This is a genomic window from Streptomyces sp. NPDC057682 (assembly GCF_042799575.1).
GTDB lineage: Bacteria > Actinomycetota > Actinomycetes > Streptomycetales > Streptomycetaceae > Streptomyces.
The window spans coordinates 313,735-335,162 of sequence record NZ_JBHVIN010000003.1 but is presented as its reverse complement, the minus strand read 5'-3'; the positions used below and the strand labels follow the sequence as shown (position 1 = coordinate 335,162).

Annotated in this window: 18 protein-coding genes and 1 pseudogene; 12 read left to right on the top strand and 7 right to left on the bottom strand. The window is 75.3% G+C overall.

What is annotated here, in order from left to right:
* Positions 1–64 precede the first annotated feature (64 nt).
* From ACFVDM_RS06720 to ACFVDM_RS06700, 5 genes are read right to left on the bottom strand one after another with little or no spacing between them, the layout of a single operon-like run.
* Positions 65–1,978: an ABC transporter ATP-binding protein gene (locus ACFVDM_RS06720; protein WP_383634127.1), complete on the bottom strand. Its 1,914-nt coding sequence runs from the start codon at positions 1,976–1,978 to the stop codon at positions 65–67.
* Entirely contained in the window at positions 1,978–2,808 is an 831-nt protein-coding gene (locus tag ACFVDM_RS06715) for an ABC transporter permease (protein WP_383634125.1), read from the bottom strand. The genes ACFVDM_RS06720 and ACFVDM_RS06715 overlap by 1 nt, the downstream gene beginning before the upstream one ends.
* Positions 2,805–3,833 (bottom strand): ABC transporter permease, encoded by a 1,029-nt coding sequence (locus ACFVDM_RS06710; RefSeq protein ID WP_383634123.1) that lies wholly within the window; start codon positions 3,831–3,833, stop codon positions 2,805–2,807. Before ACFVDM_RS06710 ends, ACFVDM_RS06715 begins: the two co-directional genes overlap by 4 nt.
* Positions 3,830–5,989: an alpha/beta hydrolase family protein gene (locus ACFVDM_RS06705; RefSeq protein ID WP_383634121.1), complete on the bottom strand. Its 2,160-nt coding sequence runs from the start codon at positions 5,987–5,989 to the stop codon at positions 3,830–3,832. Before ACFVDM_RS06705 ends, ACFVDM_RS06710 begins: the two co-directional genes overlap by 4 nt.
* A gap of 41 nt (positions 5,990–6,030) precedes the next feature.
* Entirely contained in the window at positions 6,031–7,677 is a 1,647-nt protein-coding gene (locus ACFVDM_RS06700; RefSeq protein WP_383634119.1) for an ABC transporter substrate-binding protein, read from the bottom strand.
* Positions 7,678–7,966: 289 nt separating this feature from the next.
* On the opposite strand from ACFVDM_RS06700, the gene ACFVDM_RS06695 reads away from it, so the two are divergent.
* The 11 genes from ACFVDM_RS06695 to ACFVDM_RS06645 all read left to right on the top strand — a co-directional run bounded on the left by ACFVDM_RS06695 (position 7,967) and on the right by ACFVDM_RS06645 (position 18,091).
* Positions 7,967–8,704, top strand: a complete 738-nt coding sequence (locus ACFVDM_RS06695) for an SAM-dependent methyltransferase (protein ID WP_383634117.1) — start codon at positions 7,967–7,969, stop codon at positions 8,702–8,704.
* A gap of 144 nt (positions 8,705–8,848) precedes the next feature.
* Positions 8,849–9,772, top strand: coding sequence for an NADP-dependent oxidoreductase (locus ACFVDM_RS06690; RefSeq protein ID WP_383634115.1), 924 nt, complete (start codon positions 8,849–8,851; stop codon positions 9,770–9,772).
* Positions 9,769–10,527, top strand: coding sequence for a GNAT family N-acetyltransferase (locus ACFVDM_RS06685; protein WP_383634113.1), 759 nt, complete (start codon positions 9,769–9,771; stop codon positions 10,525–10,527). The genes ACFVDM_RS06690 and ACFVDM_RS06685 overlap by 4 nt, the downstream gene beginning before the upstream one ends.
* Before the next feature lie 174 nt (positions 10,528–10,701).
* Positions 10,702–11,907, top strand: a complete 1,206-nt coding sequence (locus ACFVDM_RS06680; protein ID WP_383634111.1) for a PP2C family protein-serine/threonine phosphatase — start codon at positions 10,702–10,704, stop codon at positions 11,905–11,907.
* Positions 11,908–11,979: 72 nt separating this feature from the next.
* Positions 11,980–12,648, top strand: coding sequence for a TetR family transcriptional regulator (locus tag ACFVDM_RS06675; protein WP_383634109.1), 669 nt, complete (start codon positions 11,980–11,982; stop codon positions 12,646–12,648).
* Positions 12,645–13,415: an SDR family NAD(P)-dependent oxidoreductase gene (locus tag ACFVDM_RS06670; RefSeq protein WP_383634107.1), complete on the top strand. Its 771-nt coding sequence runs from the start codon at positions 12,645–12,647 to the stop codon at positions 13,413–13,415. Before ACFVDM_RS06675 ends, ACFVDM_RS06670 begins: the two co-directional genes overlap by 4 nt.
* A gap of 58 nt (positions 13,416–13,473) precedes the next feature.
* A complete protein-coding gene (locus ACFVDM_RS06665) occupies positions 13,474–14,514 on the top strand; it encodes an NAD(P)-dependent alcohol dehydrogenase (protein ID WP_383634105.1) in 1,041 nt (346 codons plus the stop codon).
* Between the two features lie 112 nt (positions 14,515–14,626).
* Positions 14,627–14,935, top strand: coding sequence for a DUF6191 domain-containing protein (locus ACFVDM_RS06660; RefSeq protein WP_383634104.1), 309 nt, complete (start codon positions 14,627–14,629; stop codon positions 14,933–14,935).
* Positions 14,936–15,125: 190 nt separating this feature from the next.
* A complete protein-coding gene (locus ACFVDM_RS06655) occupies positions 15,126–15,545 on the top strand; it encodes a hypothetical protein (RefSeq protein ID WP_383634102.1) in 420 nt (139 codons plus the stop codon).
* Between the two features lie 162 nt (positions 15,546–15,707).
* The gene (locus ACFVDM_RS06650) at positions 15,708–16,841 is read left to right on the top strand and encodes a PLP-dependent cysteine synthase family protein (RefSeq protein ID WP_383634100.1); all 1,134 of its coding nucleotides are present in this window, start codon (positions 15,708–15,710) and stop codon (positions 16,839–16,841) included.
* Positions 16,838–18,091, top strand: a complete 1,254-nt coding sequence (locus tag ACFVDM_RS06645; protein WP_383634098.1) for an MFS transporter — start codon at positions 16,838–16,840, stop codon at positions 18,089–18,091. The genes ACFVDM_RS06650 and ACFVDM_RS06645 overlap by 4 nt, the downstream gene beginning before the upstream one ends.
* Before the next feature lie 18 nt (positions 18,092–18,109).
* Here ACFVDM_RS06645 and ACFVDM_RS06640 read toward each other — a convergent pair whose 3' ends face one another.
* Together ACFVDM_RS06640 and ACFVDM_RS06635 are read right to left on the bottom strand one after the other, a co-directional pair.
* Complete coding sequence (locus ACFVDM_RS06640) at positions 18,110–18,718, bottom strand: phosphatase PAP2 family protein (RefSeq protein ID WP_383634096.1); 609 nt, start codon at positions 18,716–18,718, stop codon at positions 18,110–18,112.
* Positions 18,715–19,380 (bottom strand): DedA family protein, encoded by a 666-nt coding sequence (locus tag ACFVDM_RS06635; RefSeq protein WP_383634094.1) that lies wholly within the window; start codon positions 19,378–19,380, stop codon positions 18,715–18,717. Before ACFVDM_RS06635 ends, ACFVDM_RS06640 begins: the two co-directional genes overlap by 4 nt.
* 408 nt (positions 19,381–19,788) lie before the next feature.
* On the opposite strand from ACFVDM_RS06635, the pseudogene abc-f reads away from it, so the two are divergent.
* Positions 19,789–21,420 (top strand): annotated as a pseudogene (gene abc-f, locus ACFVDM_RS06630) (ribosomal protection-like ABC-F family protein); the annotation flags it as partial.
* Positions 21,421–21,428: the final 8 nt, after the last annotated feature.

The following is a 21,428-nucleotide window of genomic DNA, read 5'->3' as shown; positions in this document are numbered from 1 at the left end:
CCTCCTCGCTCTCGGTGGTACGCGCAGGTCAGCGCCACACTCTACCCGTGCGGGCCGGGCCGGTTCAGAGAATCGGCCCGGGACCCGCCATCTCCGGCAGGGCCTCGATCATCCGCCGCGTCCACGGGTGCCGGGGCGCGTCCAGCACCTCGGCCGCGGTGCCCCGTTCGACGATCCGGCCGCGGTGCATCACCGCCACCCGGTCGGCGATCTGCCGCACCACCCCCAGGTCATGGGTGATGAACAGGACGGCGAAGCCCTCCGCGCGCTGGAGCGAGACGAGCAGATTGAGCAGTTGCGCCTGGACCGACACATCGAGCGCCGCCACCGCCTCGTCGCAGATCAGCAGCCGGGGCCGGGCGGCCAGCGCCCGTGCCAGCGCGACCCGTTGGCGCTCGCCGCCGGACAGCGCGGCCGGCCGCCGCGAGGCGTACGCGGCGGGCAGCCCCACCTGGGCGAGCAGCGTGTCCACCGCGGAGGGATCCACCCGGCCGCGCCCGCCGGAGGCGGCGGCCAGCGCCTCGCGCAGCGTCGCGCCGACCGTGCGCAGCGGGTTGAGCGAGGAGTAGGGGTCCTGGAACACGATCTGGACCTGCTCCGCCAGCCGCCGCCGGTCCGCGGTACCGGGCCGGCGCCCCCGGGGCAGCGCGATCCCGCCGACGGACACCTCCCCGCCGTCGAAGGTCTCCAGCCCGACCGCGATCCTGGCCAGCGTCGTCTTGCCCGAGCCGGACTCGCCGACCAGGGCGACGACGGTGTTCCGGGGGACGGTCAGGCTCACGTCGCGCAGGGCGGCGCGGTCACCCGCCGAGGAGGCGAAGGTGCGGTCGACGGCCGTGGCCACCAGCGCGGCGTCCCGGTCCGGCTCCTCGGGGGAGGGGGCGGGGCCCGGCCCGACGGGGGTGCGCGCCGAGGGCGCGGCGAGCCCGTCCCGGATCTCTGCGAGGCGCACACAGGCGGAGAGCCGGCCCTCGCCGCCCTCCGGCGCATCCGGCGCCAGCAGCGTCATAGGTGCGTCCCGGCAGACGGGCGCCGCGTGGGCACAGCGGTCGGCGAACGGGCAGCCGCCTCCCCGGGCGCCGGGAGCGGGCACCGAGCCGGGGACGGCCGGGAGTTCCGCGTACCGCTCACGCACCGAGGGCTCGGAGGCCAGCAGCCCGGCCGTGTACGGATGCAGCGGCGCCGACTCCAGGTCCCGGGAACTGCCCTGCTCCAGGACCTGCCCGGCGTACAGCACGTACACCCGGTCGCAGGCGGAGAACGCCACCCGCAGATCGTGGGTGATGAGCACCAGGCCCATGCGGCGGCTGCGCTGGAGACCGCGCAGCAGATCGAGCACGGCACGCTGGTTGGCGGCGTCCAGCGCGGTGGTCGGCTCGTCCGCGATGAGGAGTTCGGGATCGCCTGCGAGCGCCGCGGCGGCCGCGACCCGCTGGCGCATCCCGCCGGACAGTTCGTGCGGATAGCGGTCGGCGACGTCGGGGGAGAGCCCGACCTCGGCGAGCCGGCGCTCGACATCGGCGCGCACGGCCTTCTTCGCCCGGCGCCGGGTGTGCTCCCCGTCGAGGTCCCGCAGCCCGTCCGCGATCTGCCGTCCGCAGGTCAGCTGGGGGTGCAGCATGGTGAACGGGTCCTGCATCAGCAGCGTGACGCGCCGGCCGCGCAGGGCGTGGCGGGCGCGCGGCGACAGGTCCAGGACCTCCCGGCCGTCGATGCGCACCGAACCGTCCGTCACCGCGGTCCCGGCCGGCAGCAGCCCGGCCACCGCCCGCATGGCCAGCGATTTGCCGCTGCCGGACTCGCCGACGATGCCGATGCACTCGCCGCGGCCGACCTCCAACGAGACGCCGTCCAGGATCGGTACGGGACCGCCGGGCGCGGCGGTCGCCGCCACCCGCAGCCCTTCGACGGCGAGCAGCGGCCCGGCGCCGGGCGCGTCGGTGACGGTACGGCCTTCGGTCGCGGGCTGGGCCGCCATCAGGACCTCCCACGGTCGGAGAACGCCTCGAACAGCCGGTCGCCGAGGAGGTTGAGGGCCACGGCCGCCGCGACGATGAGCAGCGCGGGGGCCAGGGCCGCGGACGGGTTGTCGTAGAGCAGGGTGCGGTTCTCGGAGAGCATCCGGCCCCAGTCGGGGGCGCCCGGCGGCACCCCGAGCCCCAGGAAGGACAGGGAGCTGAGCGCGACGATCGCGCCCGCGAAGTTCAGCAGGGTGTTGGCCACCACGACCGGCAGGACGTTGGGCCAGATGTGCCGGGTCATCACCGTGAAGCGGGACAGCCCGAGCGTCTCCGCCGCCTCCACGTACGCCCGGTGCCGCTGCTCCAGCACGGCGGCGCGCACCAGCCGGATGTCGGCCGGGGAGGTCAGCACCACGAGCACGCCGACGGCCAGGGCGTAGCCGCCCCCGCCGATCCCGGCGACGACGATGGTGACCAGCAGCGCGGGCAGCGCCAGCAGCAGATCGGCCCAGCGCCGGACGAGGGCGTCGATCCAGCCGCCCCGGTAGCCGGCGAGCAGTCCGAGGACATTGCCGATGACCATCGAGCCGACCGCGACCAGCGCCGCGCCCACCAGGGTGCTCCGGGCCCCGGCGACCACCATCCGGGCGATGTCGCGGCCGAGTTCGTCGGTGCCGAGCGGATGGCCGCCGCCCGGCATGGCGGTGCCGGTGGCCAGGTCCTGCTCGTCCCAGCCGGGCAGCAGCGCCTGCCCGAAGGCGGCGGCCAGCGCGAACAGGACCAGCAGGACGGTGCAGCACAGGGTCAGCGGGGTGACCCTGCGGCGGGCAAGGGACCGGGACTTCATGCCTTCCCCTCCTCGTGGACGGGGGCCGCGGACGGCCTGGCCGCGGGCGCGGTCCTCAGCTGGGGGTCCAGCAGCGGCTGGGCGAGATCGGTGACGAGATTGGCCAGGCAGACCAGGGCGGCGATCAGCAGGGCCTCGGCCTGGACGACGGGGACGTCCCGGAAGGTGACGGAGTCGACGAGCAGCTGGCCGAGGCCGGGCAGCGCGAAGACCTGCTCCACCATGACCGTTCCGGCCAGCAGATAGGCGAGGACCAGACCGACGCCGGTCAGCACCGGAACGACGGTGCCGCGCAGCACGTACCGCAGCAGGATGTCCCGTTCGCGTACGCCCCGGGCGCGGGCGAACGTGACGTGTTCGCGCTCCAGTTCCCGGATCACGGCGGCCCGGGTCAGTTTCAGCAGGACGGCGGTGACGGCCAGACCGAGCGCCAGGGCCGGCAGCACCAGATGTCTCAGCCGGTCGGCGCCCTGGCCCTCGCCGGGCCCGTACGCGGGGAACCAGCCCAGCATCAGCGCGAACACGTAGATGAGCACCAGCCCGCCCGCGAACGCCGGGGTGGACAGGGCGACCACGCCGAGGCTCTGCACCGCCCGGTCGGTGGGGCGCCGGTTGCGCAGACCGGCCAGGACGCCCAGCGGCAGACCCAGCAGCAGCGCGACGGCGAAGCCCAGACCGACCAGCTGACCGGTGAGCAGCAGCCGGTCGCCCAGTGCGGCGGCGACGCTCTCGCCGGTGCGGATGGAGGTGCCGAGGTCCAGCCGGACCGCGTCGCCGAGCCAGTGCCAGTACTGCACCACCATCGGACTGTCGAGGTGGTGGCGGGCCCGGACGGCGGCCAGCGCCTCGGGCGTGGCGCTGCGCGGGCCGAGCAGGGTCTGTGCCGGGTCGCCGGGCGCCGCCTGGAGCAGCGCGAAGACGGCCACGGACAGGACGAGCAGCAGGGCCAGCGTGCCGCCGAGCCGGCGCACCACGAGGCGCAGGGGGAGTGCGGCGCGCAGCCGCGCGGAGCCGGTGGCCGTCATCGCGGGTCTCCCGCCGGGAGGGCGGCGGGGGCGGACGCCGGGAGGGAGGTGGCGGGACCGGAGGGCGCCAGGGGGGTGACACCGTCCGGTCCCGCCGGGGAAGCCGTGCCGGGGACCGGCCCGGGGGAGGCCTCCTCCGGCACGGCGGTCGTGGAGGCGGCCGCGGGGCGCGGCGCCAGGTGGGTGGTGAGCCAGTCGGTGACCCGGTCCGCGGCGTCCAGGAGATGCCCGGCGTCGGTGAACTCGTGGCCCTCGCCCGGGTAGACGTACAGCTCGGCGGGGGCGAGTCCGGTCCGGAGCAGCGAACGGTACAGCTCGTGCGCCTGGCCGACCGGGGTGACCCGGTCCTCGGCGCCGTGCACGAGCAGCGTCGGGGTGCCGCGCCCGCCGGTGGCGAACACCGGGGAGCGCCGGACCAGCTCCTGCGGGTCGTCCGGCGAGCCGATCGCGTACGCGCGGTCGTAGCCGCCGCCGATGCAGCTGGTGTGGGTGAAGCTCAGCCAGTCGGTCGGGGCGGAGACGACGACGGCCGCACGGAAGACATCGGTACGGGCCGCGGCCAGGGCCGCGAGGAAACCGCCGTAGCTGTGGCCGAGCACGGCCGCCCGGTCCGGATCGGCGAGGCCCGCCCCCACGAGGTGGCGCACCCCGGACAGCACGTCCTCCAGGTCCTTGCCGCCGGCGTCGCCGACGACCGCGCGGGCGTGGTCGAGCCCTCGGCCGTTGCTGCCGCGCGGATTGGGCAGCAGCACCAGATGGCCGGCGGCGGCCAGGGCGGGGGCCAGCCCCAGCACATCGCCCGGCGCGTAGCCGGCGGACCAGAGCCAGGCGGGGCCGCCGTGCACGAGGACGGCGAGCGGGCGCGGTCCCTCGTGCTCCCCGGTGGAGAGCAGCAGCCCCTCCACGGTCCGGCCGTCGGGCGCGGTCCACTCGGTCCGCTCGGTGCGGACGGCGGCGAGCGCCGGGTCGGCGGGGGTGTTCAGGGCGGTGACGGGCGTCCACTCCCAGGCACGCTCGCCGCCGGTCGGGGCGACGACGGCCTCGGGGGGCCGGCCGGGGGCGTCGAGTACCGTCGCGGCGAGCCGTCCGTCGGCGCCGAGCGACAGCTCCGGCTGGTAGCCGGCGCCGCCCAGCGTCACGGGCGCGGACCAGCGGGTGGGGGTGGGACCGCCGGTGCGGCCGACGCGCGAGCCGGTGCCGTCCCAGCCGGCGAACCACAGCGCGCCGGGCTCGGCGTCGTCGAAGCGCAGCCAGGTGGCGTCCTCGACGCCGGGGGCCACCGTGCTCGCGCCGGAGGCCAGATCGACCACGACGGGGCGTCCGGCGACGATGGAGATCCCCTCGCAGACCGCCGCGGTGAGGCCGTCGGCGGAGAGCGCGGGGGCGGCCAGCTGTCCCAGGGGTTCATGGACGGTCCGCGCGGTGCGGGCGTCCAGGTCCAGTACGGCGAACCGGGCGTCGTAGTACCCGGAGGGCAGGGTGTCCTCGCCGACGGTGGCGACGGCCGTCGCGCCGCCGCGCCAGGCGACGTTCCAGACGGTGAGCCCGGCCGGTCCGGCCTCGCGGACCGTGCCGTCGGCGAGGCCGACGAGGTGCAGGGTCCGGCGCCCGGTCCCCGGGGCGAACCGTTCCGGCGCGGGGGCGGGTCCCAGCCGCACCGGCAGCCCGAGGTGCATGCCGTCGCGGTCGGCACCGTCCTCGGCGCACAGCAGCAGGGCCCGCGTCCCGTCGTCCGAGACGAGCAGCTCCTCCGCCGAGCCGGGCACCCGGGCGACGGTGCGCACGGTCCCGGTCACGGTGTCCAGGGCGTCGAGCCGCACCTCGGTGCCCGCCGCGCCCCGCTCCTCGGCGAGGTGCAGCAGGGTCCGGGAGTCGGGCAGCCAGCGCGGGCTGTGCCGGTCCGCGGCGGTGTCCGGTCCGGACGGCGCCCGCATCGCCGCCACGGGGTCCGCCGCGTCGGGCCGCATCCCGGCCGGCACCGGGGCCAGGACCAGTTCGGACCGCTCGGGTCCGGCCGCCGCGACGGCCACGACGCGGCCGTCCGGGCTGATCCGGGCCTCGACGGGGTGGACCAGGCGCAGCATCGCCTCGCGGACGCGTCGCACGACGGTCTGCGCGCGCCGTCGTGGTGCGCCGGGCGGGACGGTACGGGACATGGGCATCCGATCCTCGGGACGGGGCTGGGCGGGCGGGACGGTCAGGCGGCCTTGCGGATGCGGGTCGCCCAGGGGCCGATGAACGCGAACGGTCCCTGGTCCAGCAGCACGTACCGCTTCGAGAGCGCGGAGGCGGTCTGCGCCCACCACAGCGGGAGGTAGGGCAGCTCGGCGCCCGCCGTCTGCACGGCCTTCATCAGCTCCTTGGCGCGCACGCTCCTGTCCGTCGCGGACTTCGCGGTGTCCAGCGCGGTGTTGACCGCGGCGTTGTCGTAGTGCGCGATGTCCGTCGCCGTGGCCGCCGCGTTGAGATACGGGTCCGCCAGTTCCGCCGGGTCGCCGGTGACGGGGAAGTACCACAGGAACTGCAGGGGCTGCTTGCCGGAGCCCAGTTCGGCCACCCACTGCTCCAGGGTGATCTCCTTGACCTTCAGCGTGATGCCGATCTTCTTCAGCGAGGCGGCGAGCGCGAGGGCCGCCTTGCCCAGCTGGGGGCCGCTGTTGGGGTAGTGCAGTTCGGCGGTGAAGCCGTCCTTGACGGAGGACTTGGCCAGTTCGGCGCGGGCGGCGTCCAGGTCGAAGGCCAGGGACGGGATCGCGTCGTATCCGGAGCGGACCTCGTCCGGCGTCATCAGATCGCCCCACATGTCGCGCGAGGGCAGCGCGTCGGCGACCTCGGCCCGGCCGTGCAGGATGCCCTTCACCATGCCCTCGCGGTCGGCGGCGTGCGCGATGGCCCGGCGGACGTGGGGGTCGTCGAACGGCGCCTTCGCCGTGTCGAAGGCGAGGGAGACCACGGAACGGTCGCCGGTGTACGTGACACGGGCGCTGGACTCCCAGCCCCGGGCCTCGTCCGAGGCGAGGCTCAGCGCACCGTCCACCGCGCCGGACTTCATCGCGACCAGCCGTGTACCGGCGTCCGGCACGAAGGACAGCTTCAGCTTCCGGACGGCGGGCTTCTCGCCCCACCAGGCGTCGTTGCGCTCCAGGAGGACGTGGTCGTCGGCGGCGAACTCGGTGATCCGGTAGGGGCCGGTGCCCAGCAGCAGCGTCTTCGCGGTGCCGACCCGGCCCTTGTTGCGGGTGAGGAAGGCGCGGCTGCTGACGAGGAGGCCGCCGGCCGTGGTGGTCCAGGCGAACATGGCGTCCGGCGCCTTCAGCCGGATGGTGACCTCGTGGTCGCCGGTGGCCTTCACGGACTGCACGCCCGCGTAGGCGTATCCGAGGGCGGAGCCGTTCTTCGGGTCCCGGATGGTCTCGATGGAGGCCACCACGTCGTCCGCGGTGAACCGGGTGCCGTCGGAGAAGGTCACCCCGCGGCGGAGCGTGTACACGTACGTCCGGGGGTCGGGCTGCTTCCAGGAGGTGGCGAGCCCGGGGCCCAGCTTGCCGGAGGGGTCGACCGACAGCAGCGACTCCTGCGCGAGCACGGCGACCAGGTAGTTGAGGACTCCGGACTCCCGGCCCACATCGAGGCTGGAGAGGGAGGACGGCAGCGCGAGCGTCAGCGTGTCGATGGCCGCGTCCGCGCCGAGCGCGCGGGCCGTCGGGTCCGAGGAGCCGTCGGCCGGGTCCTCGGCGGGCGGCGGCGCACACGCGGCGAGCACCCCGGACGCGGCGAGCACGCCGAGGCCGGCCAGGCCCAGCATGCGGCGTCGGCTGACGTTGCCACCCGGCTCCGAGATCATCAGGAACCACCCATCTCACTTTGTCCACTGGCACTGCCCAACTGGGCGTGGACAGTATCCGAAGGCTTTGGGGGCGTCAAAGGGTGGCTAATAACCGTCCACGGATTGGACATTGGGGCGCGTTGGATGCGAATAAAAGGGCGAAAAAGGTGCGGCTGATTCTCGAAGGGTGAATTGGTGGATCAGGGAAGGAATCACCGCGCACGGTGCACGTCATCCCGCCCGCTCCATGACGGCGGCCGCCGAAAACGGCATGCGCCCGGGGCGGCCGCCCTGGCACGCTGCGCCGGTGAACCGAGAACTGATCTCCGACCTCGCCCACGCCGGCCACCCCGTCAGGGCACCCCTCGACGACGACTCCGTGCGCACCCTCCTGGACCACGCCGTTCCGGAGGGCGAGGCGCGCGCCCTCGACCTGGGCTGCGGGGGAGGGGAGTGGCTGCTGCGGGCGCTGAACGGCCGCCCGGACCTGCGCGCCGAGGGCGTCGACCTCGCCGAGGACGCGCTCGGCCGCGCGGCCGACGCGGCCGGCCGCCTCGGTGTGCGCGACCGTCTCACCCTGCACCGGGGCGACGGCGCCGCCTTCCGCTCCCCGCACCCCTTCGACGTCGTCCTCAGCGTCGGCGCCGTGCACGTCTTCGGCGGGCTCCTGCCGACGCTCGCCGCCGCCCGCGAGCACCTCGCCCCCGGCGGCCGGGTGCTGATCGGGGACGGCTACTGGGAACGCGAACCGTCCCCCGAGGCCGTCGAGATGCTCGGGGACAGTGCCGACCTCGCCACCACCCTCGACCTGGTCGCCGCCGACGGCTGGACCCCCGTGTACGGCCACATCAGCGGCCGCGGCGAACTCGACGCCTACGAGTGGGCGTGCTGGGGTTCGCTGTCCGCCTGGGCCCTTGACCACCCCGGCCACCCCGACAGCGCCGAGGTCCTGGAACTGGCCGCCCGGCGCCGTACCGAATGGCTGCGCGTGTACCGCGACACCTGGGGCTTCCTCACGCTCGTGCTCCGCCGCACGGCCGGCTGACCCGCGCCCGCCGCGCGGCGGGTTCACGACGCTCCGGTGAACAGGCCCGGCCCGGGGAATACCCGCGCCCCGGGCGGACTTCCTGCTGCGGGGGCACACCGGCCACCGGCCCGCGGGCCCGCACCACGACCAGAGAGGGAACCGATGTCGAAGGCGTATGTGTTCACCCGCAACGGGGGGCCGGAGGTGGAAGCCCTCGTCGACCGGGACGTCCCGGCCCCCGGCCCCGGAGAACTCCTCGTCGCCGTCCGTGCGGCCGGGGTCAACCCCGTGGACTGGAAACTGCGCGACGGATACGTCCGGCCGGGCGCCGAGGCCGCCCCCTTCCCGGCCGCCTTCGGCAGCGAGGCCGCCGGAACCGTCGAGGCGGTCGGCCCGGACACCGAGGGCTTCGCCGTCGGCGACGAGATCTTCGGCAACCCGCTGACCGGCGGATATGCCGAGCACACGCTCTTCCCCGCCGCGGTGAGCGCCCACAAGCCGGCCGCACTCTCCTTCGCCGAGGCGGCGGTGCTCCCGGTGGCCGCGGCCACGGCCCACGACGGGCTGGTCCAGCTCGGCCTCGCCCCGGGTGCCACCCTCGTGATCACGGGCGCAGGCGGCGGTGTCGGCAGCGCGGCGGCCCAGCTCGCCCGGCACGCGGGCCTGCGCGTCATCGGTGTCGCGAGCGCGGCCAAGAAGGAGTTCGTCACCTCCCTCGGCGCCGTCCACATCGCCTCCGGACCCGGTCTCGCCGACCGGGTCCGGGCCGCCGCCCCCGAAGGCGTGGACGCGGTCTTCGACCTCGCCGGCGGCGATGCCCTGCGGGAGGCCGCCACGCTGGTCGCCGACCCCGCGGCCGCCCTGATCGGCGCGGGCGACAAGCCCTTGGTCGCCGAACTCGGCGGCGCGGCCGTCCGGCGCGCCCGCAACGCCGAGGTCCTGCGCACGATCGGCGGTCTCGCCGCCGCCGGGGTGCTCCGCGCCCCCATCGTCCGCATCCTCCCGCTCGACCGGGCGGGCGAGGCCCTGCGCGCGGTGGAGAGCGGCCACGCCCTCGGCAAGACCGTCATCGAGGTGTCGTCATGACTTTGCTCCCCGCCCCCGCCGCACGCGGTGCCCACCCGCTGGACGACCCGGTCGGCTCCGCGCTCCGCGGCCCGCACGCCCACTTCGCCGAGGGGCGCGGCCGCATCCTGCGCTACCCGCCGGACGTCACCCCCTGGGTCGCCCTGCCGGACGCGCCCGACGCCGCCGACTGGGCGGACGCCGCAGCGCTCGCCGGACCCGGCGGGGCCGTCACCGTCACCGCCTTCCGGGAGCCGCCGCCCCAGGACTGGGAGACCGTCTTCCACATCGAGGGCGTCCAGCTCGTCGACGGCGGGGTCGACGCGGCCCCGCTCCCGCAGGCCGTCCGGCTCGGTCCGGCCGATGTGCCCGAGATGCTCGATCTGGTCGCCCGCACCCGGCCCGGCCCCTTCGAGGCGCGCACGGTGGAACTGGGCACCTACCTCGGGGTGCGGCGGGAAGGGCGGCTCGTCGCCATGGCCGGCGAGCGGCTCCGCCCGCCCGGCTGGAGCGAGATCAGCGCCGTCTGCACGGACGAGTCCGTGCGGGGCCAGGGTCTGGGCGGTGGTCTCGTCCGCGCCGTCGCGCACGAGATACGGCTGCGCGGCGACACCCCGTTCCTGCACGCCGCCGCCTCCAACACCCACGCCGTACGGCTCTACGAGTCCCTCGGGTTCGTACTGCGCCGCCCCATCCCGTTCCTCTCGGCGCTGGTGCCGCCCGCCGTCCGGCCGGGCGCCGGCCACGAGGACGTGCGGGAGCCGGCCGCCCGCTGACCGGGCCCGGGACCTTCGGCCCGCCGCGCGCGGGGCGAAGGTCCCGGACCGCCTCGGCCCGGGACCTTCGGCGCCATGGGTGAGGCCGTAGGACTCGTGTGCCGCACGGACCGCCTCGGGTGCACTGGAAACGACCGCCGGCACCGGGCCGGCCGACCAGGAGGGGTGTCACGGGTGACGATCGGGCTCCACCACCGGCCGAGGACACGGGGCGTCGCGCTCCCGGGCGCGGACGCGGGTGAGGAAGCCGCCGGAGCGCAGCGGATCGGGAACGGGGCGCTCTTCGCCGCCGTCTCCCTGCTGACCCTCCTCGTCGTGGTCCTGGACGTGATCTCCGGCAACGATCTGCGGATCGTGCCGCTGCTCGTCGTGGTGCCCGCGCTCGTCTCGGTCTTCGGCACCGTCGCGCAGACGGTGGCCGTCGCCTCCGGGATCATGGTCGTGGCCGTCGTGTCGCGCCTGGTCAACGGCGGCACCTTCTGGGACGTCGCCAGCAGCATCGCGTTCACCGTGCTTGCCTGCTTCCTCGGCGTCGGCGCCTGCGCGCTGCGCATCCGCCACGCCACCGAGATAGCCAGGCTGCGCACCGCCGCCGTCGCCCTCCAGCGGCAGATCCTGCGCCCCCTGCCGATCCTGACCGAGCAGGTCGTCGCCCACGGCACCTACGCGCCGATCGAGGAGGACCGCCTGGTCGGCGGCGACATCTACGAGATCGTCCAGTCGCCGTACGGGACCCGGGTGATCATCGGGGACGTCCAGGGCAAGGGGCTCGCGGCGATCGGGGCCGGTTTCGCCGTGCTCGGTGCCTTCCGCGAGGCCGCCATCCGCGAACCCACGCTGACCGGGGTCGTCGACGCCCTGGAGGACGCCGTCGCCCGGCACAACGCCTTCTCCGCCCAGACCGGCGAGATCGAACGCTTCGTGACCGCCCTGGTGATCGGCTTCGACGACCACGGCGTCCGGGCGGTCAACTGCGGCCATCTGCCGCCCTGGATGCTGCACGACGGCGTGGCCTCCGCCGTTCCGCTGCGCCACGCGTCGGTCCCGCTCGGCCTGGCGGAACTCGGCGGCCGGGCGCGCGTCGCCGAGCGCCTGGACTTCCCGGACGACGCGACCCTGGTGCTCTTCACCGACGGGGTGACCGAGGCCCGTGACGCCCGCGGCGCCTTCTACCCGCTGGAGACCCGCCTCGGCCGCTGGGCCGACCGGGGTCCGTGCGAGGTGCTGGACGCGCTCCGGGCCGACCTGGAGGACTTCTCGGGCGGGGTGCGCCGCGACGACATCGCCGTACTGGCCCTGCGCCGCACCCCCGCCGGACATCCGGTCCGCCCGGTGCCCGACGGATACGGGGCACGCCAGGCCGCGGAGGTCTTCGGCTGACCCGACGAGCCCTGTGCATGTCCCGACGAGACTTCTGTCGCGTCGGGACATTTTTGGGTGTACGGTGCAGATATGAATCCGGAACGGAAGACTCCGGAACGGCGGAGCCGCAAGGCCCGCCGGACCCGGGACGCCCTCGCCCGTGCCGCCTTCGAGCTCGTGCTCGACCGCGGCCTGCGGGAGGTGACGGTCGAGGAGATCGCGGAACGCGCCGACGTCGACCGCCGTACCTTCAGCCGGTACTTCGCCGGCAAGGAAGCGGCCGTCCTGGACTCCGTACGGGACGACGGCGACCGGATCAACGACGCCCTGCGGGCCCGCCCGGCCGACGAACCCCCGCTCACCGCCTACCGCGCGGCCGTCCGGGACTGGCTGGAGGACCCCGGGGCCGAGGCCTGGCACCGCCGCCCCCGGATCTACGACCTGCTGGTCCTCGCCCAGCGGGAGCCGACCCTCTACGCGGCCTTCCACCACATCCGGGTGGAGGCCCAGGAGGACTCGGTGGCCCTGCTCGCCGACCGGCTCGGGGTCGACCCGGCCCAGGACATCCGGCCCGCCGTCGCGGTCGCCGCCGGAGCCGGAGCGCTGCTCGCCGCCCAGACCGCCTGGGTGCGCGGAGGCTGCCCCGACGACCTGCCCCGACTCGTCGAGCAGGCATTCGACGCCCTCGCGGGGGAGCTGTTCGCGCAGACCCCCGGTCCGGCGTCACCCAGCACCACGGAAGGAAGCGCACCATCATGAGCACCCACACCCCCACCGACCAGGAGTTCGCCGGGCGCACCGCGCTCGTCACCGGAGGGGCCTCCGGCATCGGCCTCGCCCTCGCCCACCGCCTCGGCCGCTCCGGCGCCTCGGTCGTCGTGGCCGACTACGACGAGAAGGCCGCCCGCGCCGCGGTCGCCGCCCTGGAGAACGCCGGAGGCAAGGCCGCCGCCGTGGCCATGGACGTCACCGACCCCGCCTCCGTCGAGGCCGGCGTACGGTTCGCCGTCGAGACCTTCGGCGCCCTGCACCTCGCCGTGAACAACGCCGGCATCGGCGGCCCGAGCGCCCCGACCGGCGAGTACACCATCGAGGACTGGAACCGGGTCGTCGCCACCAACCTGAGCGGCGTCTTCTACTCCCTGCGCTACGAACTCCCCGCGATCGTCGCGGCCGGCGGCGGCGCCGTCGTCAACATGTCCTCGATCCTCGGCACCAACGGCTTCGCCGGATCGCCGGCCTACGTCGCCGCCAAGCACGGCGTCGTCGGCCTCACCAAGACGGCCGCCCTCGAATACGCCGCGCGGAACGTCCGCGTCAACGCCGTCGGCCCCGGCTTCATCGACACCCCGCTGCTGCGCAACACGGAGGGACCGGCCCGCGACCACCTCATCTCCCTCCACCCGGCCGGCCGCCTCGGCACGGCGGAGGAGGTGGCCGAACTCGCGGCCTTCCTGCTCTCGGACCGCGCCTCCTTCATCCACGGCAGCTACCACCTGGTGGACGGCGGCTACTCCGCCCCCTGAGTGGCGGGACGGGGGAACGGGGGCGAGTAATAGAAGAGGACAGGTCGAGGAGGACCCCATGAAAGCCGTCCAGTACCGCGAGATCGGCGCCGCACCCGAGGTCGTCACCGTTCCGGACCCCGAGCCCGGACCCGGGCAGGTGCTGCTGAAGGTCAGTGCCGCGGGCGTCTGCCACTCGGACATCGCGGTGATGAGCTGGCCCGCGGACCAGTTCCCCTACCCGCTGCCGCTCACCCTCGGCCACGAGGGCGTCGGCACCGTAGCCGCGCTCGGCGACGGCGTCGAGGGACTCACCACCGGCGAATCCGTCGCCGTCTACGGCCCCTGGGGCTGCGGCACCTGCGTGAAGTGCGCCGAGGGCAAGGAGAACTACTGCCTGCGCGCCCAGGAGCTGGGGATCAACCCGCCCGGCCTCGGCTCGCCCGGCGCGATGGCCGAGTACATGATCGTCGACGACCCCCGCCATCTGGTGCCGCTCCGCGGGCTCGACCCCGTCCAGGCCGTCCCGCTCACCGACGCCGGCCTCACCCCGTACCACGCGATCAAGCGCTCGCTGCCGAAGCTGGTCCCCGGTGCGACCGCCGTCGTGATCGGCACCGGCGGACTCGGCCACGTCGCCATCCAGCTGCTGCGCGCCCTGACCTCCGTCCGCGTCGTCGCCCTGGACGTCACCGAGGAGAAGCTGGCCCTGGCCCGTACGGTCGGCGCGCACGAGACCGTGCTCTCCGACGCGCGCGCCGCCGACCGGATCCGCGAGCTGACCGGCGGCGTCGGCGCCCAGGTCGTCCTCGACTTCGTCGGGGCGCCGCCCACCGTGGCCACGGCCGGCGCGGCGGCCGCCATCGACTCGGACGTCACGATCGTCGGCATCGGCGGCGGCACCCTGCCCGTCGGCTTCGGCGTGCTGCCGTTCAGCACCACGGTGACCGCTCCCTACTGGGGGTCGCGCTCCGAACTCGCCGAGGTCCTGGAGCTGGCTCACGCCGGAGCCGTCGAGGTCCACGTCGAGACGTACGGGATCGACGAGGCCCCGCTCGCCTACGAACGGCTGCACGCGGGCAAGATCAACGGCCGTGCGGTCATCCTGCCCAACGGCTGAACCGCACCCGCACCGACGGCCCGGTGGGCCGGCGCGTCCCCGCGCCGCCCGCCGGGCCGTCGGCATGTCCCCGTGCTTGCGCCCTCCGCGCGGGCCCGGCGAGACTGCCCGGATGGGATTCCTCGCGCTGATGACGCTGCCCGGCCTGGTCATCGGGCTGACGGCGGCCGCATTCCTCGACCAGTTGCTGCTGCGCGCGGGCCGGGCCGGACTGCTGCCGTGGCGCAACAGCGCCAGGCAGGGGCAGATCTCGGCGACCGGCTTCGAGCAGCTGCACGCCACGTTCTCGCCCGGCAAGCAGAGCGAGCTCAAGGAGCGGCAGAGCGCGCTGCTCCTGCGCGACGACGAGGAGGACGGCGCCCCGCCGCACCGCTCCACCGTCGACCTGGACGGCGGCCGCGCGGTGATCCGGCTGCCGTGACGCCCACCGGGCCCGCTCACCCGATGCGGTGATCGTCGCCCGCCGATCAGGACCGCGCGCGACGCGTGCGGGGCGGCCCCGAACGGATGGACGTCCCAGGTCACGGGCCGTTTCGCGCCATCGGCGGACTGTGCTCCGGGACGGGCGCTGACAAGAACTTTACGCACCCGCGTGATTACGCTTCGCGGTCATGCGGGCACGGCCGGACTCACGTGGCATCCGCTCCGTGCCGGGGGCCGGAGCGGTCGTCTGCGTGCTCCTGGCCGCCCTGCTGCATGTGCTCGGCTGTGCGCACGGGCCGACCGCCGTGTCCCCCCTGCGCGCGGACACCCTGCCGTCGGCCGCGGCGGCCCAGGTCCTCTGCGGACCGGCCGCCCCGACGGTTCCGGACACCCCGGCCCCCGACGCGCACTGTCCGGGGCTCGACCAGCCGGTGCTCCAGGCGCCCCCCGTTCCGGGTCCGGCCGCGGCCGGACCCGGAGGGACATGGTCCGGTCCCGCCGCTCCCGCTCCGGTGCGCGCCGCCCCGGCACGGCCCCGCGACGTCCCCGGCCGCCCGGAGCCGCCCGCAGGGCGCGGCCGGGCGGCCCTCGGCATCTGGCGGACCTGAGCGGACCGGGGGCCGCCCCGGTCCGGGCCCCCGTCCGCCACCGGCCGCTCCGCGCCGCCCGTACCGCCGGGCCGCGCGCACCGGCCGTCCACCGACCCGTTCCCCGCTTCCTCGTACCGGCGGGCGGCCGACGACGCCCGCCCGCCGGGGGAAAGGCACGCCGTGAACCACCCCGTCCCACCGGCCCGGCTCCTCGCCGACGCCAAGCACCCGCTGCACACCCCCGCCGGCCTCGTCGGCGACACCCCGGTCCTGTGGATCGGTGATCCGTTCACCGCCCGGGGCCGCGGCTTCTGGGCCAAGCTCGAAGGCCACAACCCCGGCGGCATCAAGGACCGCACCGCCCTCCACATGGTCCGCGCGGCCCGGGAGAGCGGCCGGCTCGCCCCGGGCGCCCGCATCGTCGAGTCCAGCTCCGGCACCCTCGGCCTCGGCCTGGCGCTGGCCGGAGCGGTCTACGGACACCCCGTCACCGTCGTCTCCGACCCGGGCATGGAACCCCTGATGACGGGCCTGCTGGCCGCCCACGGCGCCGAGGTCGACCTCGTCACCGCCCCACATCCCGAGGGCGGCTGGCAGGAGGCCCGGCGGCGCAGGGTCGCCGAACGGCTCGCCGCCCGGCCGGACGCCTGGTGCCCCGACCAGTACAACAACCCGGACAACGCCGCCGCGTACGCCCCGCTCGCCCGGGAACTGGTCGCCCAGCTCGGCCGCATCGACACCCTCGTCGTCTCGGTCGGCACCGGCGGCCACTCCGCAGGCGTCGGCTCCGTCCTGCGCGCGCACTTCCCCCGGCTGCGGATCGTCGGCGTCGACACCACCGGATCGACGATCTTCGGCCAGCCCGCCGCGCCCCGGCTCATGCGCGGACTCGGCTCCAGCATCCACCCCGGCAACGTCGCCTACGGGCTCTTCGACGAGGTGCACTGGGTCGCCGCCCCCGAGGCGGTCTGGGCCGCGCGCAGGCTGGCCCGCCACCACTACGCCACCGGCGGCTGGAGCGTCGGGGCCGTCGCCCTGGTCGCCCGCTGGCTGGCCCGCACCCTGCCGCCGGAGAACCGGATCGCGGCCGTCTTCCCGGACGGTCCGCAGCGTTACGTCACCACCGTCTTCGACGACGCCTACGGCCGAGCCCACGCACTGCTCGGCCCGCCGCCCGCCGACGACCCCGACGAGATCGCCGACAGCCGGGAGCGGGCCGTCACCCGCTGGACCCGCTGCACACGGGTCACCGACCCCCTCGCCCGTACCACCGCCCCCGCGCGGACCCAGGAACCGACCGGAGCCGGCCGATGAAACGCCTGTGGACCCAGACCCGTTCGTTCCCGCCGGGCGCCCGCCTGATGATGCTCAACCAGTTCGCCGTCAACCTGGCCTTCTACATGCTGATGCCCTACCTGGCCGCCCATCTCGCGGGCGGGCTCGGCCTCGCCGCCTGGGCCGTCGGCCTCGTCCTCGGCGTGCGCAACTTCTCCCAGCAGGGCCTGTTCCTCATCGGCGGAACGCTCGCCGACCGCCTCGGCCCGCGGATGCCGATCATGGCGGGCTGTCTGCTGCGCACCCTCGGCTTCGCGCTGCTCGGGTGGGTGGACAGCCTCCCCGCCCTGATCGCGGCCTCGGCCGCCACCGGCTTCGCGGGCGCCCTGTTCAATCCGGCCGTACGGGCCCTGCTGGCCGCGGAGGCCGGTGACCGCAGGGTCGACGCCTTCGCCACCTTCAACGTCTACTACCAGGCGGGCATGCTCCTCGGCCCGCTCGTCGGACTGGCCCTGCTGACCGCCGACTTCCGTCTGGTGTGCACCGTCGCCGCCGCCGTGTTCGCGGTCCTGACCGTGTTCCAGTGGCGCCATCTGCCGCGGGGCCGCACGGGCGGACCCGCCGCGGCCCCGCGGGAGAGCGTCCTCGCCCAGTGGCGGACCGTTGTCGCCAACCGGCCGTTCCTGCTGTTCTCGGCCGCGATGACCGGCTCGTACGTCCTGGCCTTCCAGGTCTATCTGGCGCTTCCGCTCGCCGCCGCCGACTCCCTCGGCTCCCGGGCCACCGCCGTCACCAGCGGGCTGTTCGTGGTCTCGGCCGCCGTCGCGGTCGCCGGTCAACTGCGGCTGACGGCCTGGGCCAAGCGCCGGTGGCGGCCCGAGGAGGCCCTGGTCGGGGGACTGGCGACGATGGGCCTCGCCTTCGTCCCGCTGATGACCGGACCCCGCGACTCCGCGCCGGTGGTGCTCGTCGCCCTGGTGCTGGCCGTGGTCCTGCTCGCGGTGGGCTCCGCCGTCGTCTACCCCTTCGAGATGGACACCGTCGTCGCGCTCTCCGGCAACCGCCTGGTCGCCACCCACTACGGGCTCTACCACACCGTCTCCGGCCTCGGCATCACCCTCGGCAACCTCGGCACCGGCGCGCTGTGGGACTACGCCGCACGCCACCACGCCGGCTGGCTCACCTGGGCCGTGCTCACCGCCACCGGAGCGGCCTGCGCCGGGTCCGTGGCGGCCCTGGCCCGTACGGGGCGGCTGACCGCCCCCGAACCGCTGCCCGCCACGGCGTGACCCCGACCGCGCCCCCGGTCACCGGTCCACGGCGACCAGAGGGCGCAACGGGCCGGAGCGCAGCCGCTCCACGGCCGGGGCGCAGCGCCTGGCCGCCGCCGTCAGCGGCCAGGCGGTCAGGATGCCCACCAGCAGGGCGACCGCCACATCGTGCGGATAGTGCGCCCCGACCCAGACGCGCGAGGCGCCCATCAGCAGGGCGGCGGTCCAGGCCAGGGCGCCGAGCCGGCGGTCCACCAGCCAGATCGCCGTCGCCGCGGCCGCCGCGACCGTCGTGTGGTTGCTGGGGAAGGACCAGTCGCCGAGCGGCGGGCAGGCCTCCACCGTCACGACGGACAGCGTCCGGCACGGCCGCTGCTCCTGGACGAGGGACTTCACCACGTCGTTGACGAGGAACGCGGCCACCACGACCAGCGGTGCGCACAGGGCCGCCGCGGTCCTGGCCGGATCCCCGGAGCGCGAGCGCCACCAGGAGACCAGCATCAGCACCGCGAACACGACGAGGCCGTAGTCGGTCCAGAGCCGCACGGCGGAGTCCAGCGGTCCGGGGGAGTGCCGGGCCAGTTCGGTGACCCGGGTGTAGAGCCCGCCGTCGATCGAGGGGGCGGTGAACGCGAGAGCCGTCACTGGCTGTCTCCTTCGGGGGTCCGGCGGGCGCGGGCGCGCAGCAGTTCGGCGGCGAGCGGGATCAGTGAGACCGCGACGACCAGGGCGACGATCGGCAGGAGGTACCGGTCCACGTCGGGGACCGAGGAGCCGAGCGCGTATCCGGCGAGCACCAGCCCGACGGTCCAGACGACCCCGCCGACGGTCTGCCACAGCGCGAACACCCGCGCCGGTACGTTGAGCGCGCCGGCCAGCGGATTGAGCACCGTGCGCACCACGGGGACGAAGCGGGCCAGGACGATCGCGCGGCCGTGCCCGTAGCGCGCGAGCAGTTCCTCGGCGCGGACCGCACCCTCGTGGAGCCGTCCGGAGCTTCTGCGGGCGAGCAGCGCCCGTCCGCCGCGCCGGCCGATCCAGTAGCCGGTCTGGGCACCCACCAGCGCGCCGGCCACCGCGGCCGCCAGCACCTGCGGCAGGGACAGCGCGGGGCCGTGGGTGCCGGAGACGCAGAGCAGTCCGGCGGTGAAGAGCAGGGAGTCGCCGGGGAGGAAGAAGCCGACGAGCAGCCCCGTCTCCGCGAAGAGCACGACGGCGATCCCCAGCGCGCCGAAGGCCGACAGCAGCGAACCGGCGTCCAGCGGGTTCACCGCGAGCGGCAGCGGGGCCGAGAGCGGAACGGACACGGTGAAGGGCCTCCCACCGGGGTGACGGGCGGCCCAGGGGAACGCCCGGACCGACTACATGGGTGTAGTCGGTCTACGTCACTGTAGACGCTCAAGCGGTGGGGAGGGTTCCGCGACCCGGCGGACGGAGGGCGGAGAGGCCGTCCGCCCCCGCCGGTACAACGCGCGGCGGCGGAGCCGGATGCGGGCCGAACCGGTGACACCCCGGCAGACCCGCCCCCGCAGCCCGCCGGAAAAGGACCGGACCGCGCGAAGGGCCGCGGCTACACTGACCGCATGGGTTCGTCCTCCTTCTTCCGCTGATTCCGCCGGGGCCGCCGCGCCGCCCCGCCCCGCGTCCGGAATCCCCGTCGCGCCGCGCCCCGTACCGGGCCGGTCCGGCACGCACCCCCGAGGAAACCCGTACCCATGCCGCTCCCGCACGACCGCTCCCAGCTCGCCCTCCAGGACGTCTCCAAGGCCTACGGCGACCGCACCGTCCTCGACCGGGTCTCCCTCACCGTCCGTCCCGGTGACCACGTCGGCGTCATCGGCGAGAACGGCTCGGGAAAATCCACCCTCCTGCGGCTGATCGCCGGGGCCGAGATCCCAGACGGCGGCGAGATCTCCGTCCGCTTCCCCGGCGGCGTCGGCCACCTCTCCCAGACCCTCGCGCACGACCCCGGGCACACCGTCCAGGACGCCGTCGACACCGCCCTCGCCGTGCTCCGCGCCCTCGAACGCCGGATCGCCGTCGCCGAGAGCGCCCTCGCCGCGCCCGGTGGCGCGACCGACGCGGAACTCGCCGCCTACGGCGAGCTGCTGACGGAGTACGAGGAACGCGGCGGCTACCTCGCCGACGCCCGGGTCGACCGGACCCTGCACGGCCTCGGACTCGCCCACCTCACCCGCGACCGCGCCCTCGCCGGGCTCTCGGGCGGGGAACGGTCCCGGCTCGCCCTCGCCTGTGTGCTGGCGGCCGATCCCGAACTGCTCCTGCTCGACGAACCGACCAACCACCTCGACGCGGACGCCGTCACCTGGCTGGAGGACCGGCTGCGCGCCCACCGGGGCACCGTCGTCCTGGTCACCCACGACCGAGCGTTCCTGGAACGGACCACCACCGTCATCGTCGAGGTCGACCGCGACCGGCACGGCGTGGTCCGCTACGGGGACGGCTGGGAGGGCTACCGCACGGCCAGGGCCGCCGCACGCCGCCGCTGGGCACAGGACCACCAGGAGTGGCTGGACGAGGTCGCGCGCACCGAGGAACTGGTGGACGCCGCCGGCCGTCGGCTGCGCGCCACCGGCAAGGACCCGCACGAGGGCTACGGCAAGCACCGCCGCTCGCACGAGGCCAAGCTCTCCGGCCGCGTGGCCGCGGCCAGGTCCCGGCTGGAGGAACTGCGCGCCCGCCCCGTCCCCGCACCGCCGGTGCCCCTGCGCTTCACCGCCGGTCTCGCGCTCGCCACCGGGGGCGCACCCGCCTCCGGACCGCTCGTGGAGCTCTCCTCCGTAGCCGTGGGGGACCGCCTGGAGCTGCCCGGACTCCGGGTGGAGGCCGGGCAGCGGCTGCTCGTCACCGGTCCCAACGGCGCCGGGAAGACGACCCTGCTGAGGGTGCTCGCCGGAGATCTCGCCCCCGACGCGGGCACGGTGCGCCGCCGGGCCCGGATCGGCTACCTCCCGCAGGAACTCCCGGCCCGCGTCACCCGCCGCACCCTGCTCGCCACGTTCGCGGCCGGGCGCCCCGGACACGCCGAGGAGTACACCGAACTGCTCCTCGGACTCGGCCTGTTCCGCCCCGCCGACCTCTCCGTCCCGGTCGCCTCGCTCTCCGTCGGGCAGCAGCGGCGGCTCGCACTCGCCCGGCTGGTCACCCGCCCCGCCGATCTGCTGGTCCTGGACGAGCCGACCAACCACCTCGCGCTCTCCCTGGTGGAGGAGACGGAGGAGGCCCTGGCGGCGTACGAGGGAGCCGTCGTGGTCGTCTCGCACGACCGCCGCTTCCGCGAGCGCTTCGGCGGCGACCGCCTGGAACTGCGCGACGGCCGCCCCGCCGGGCCGGT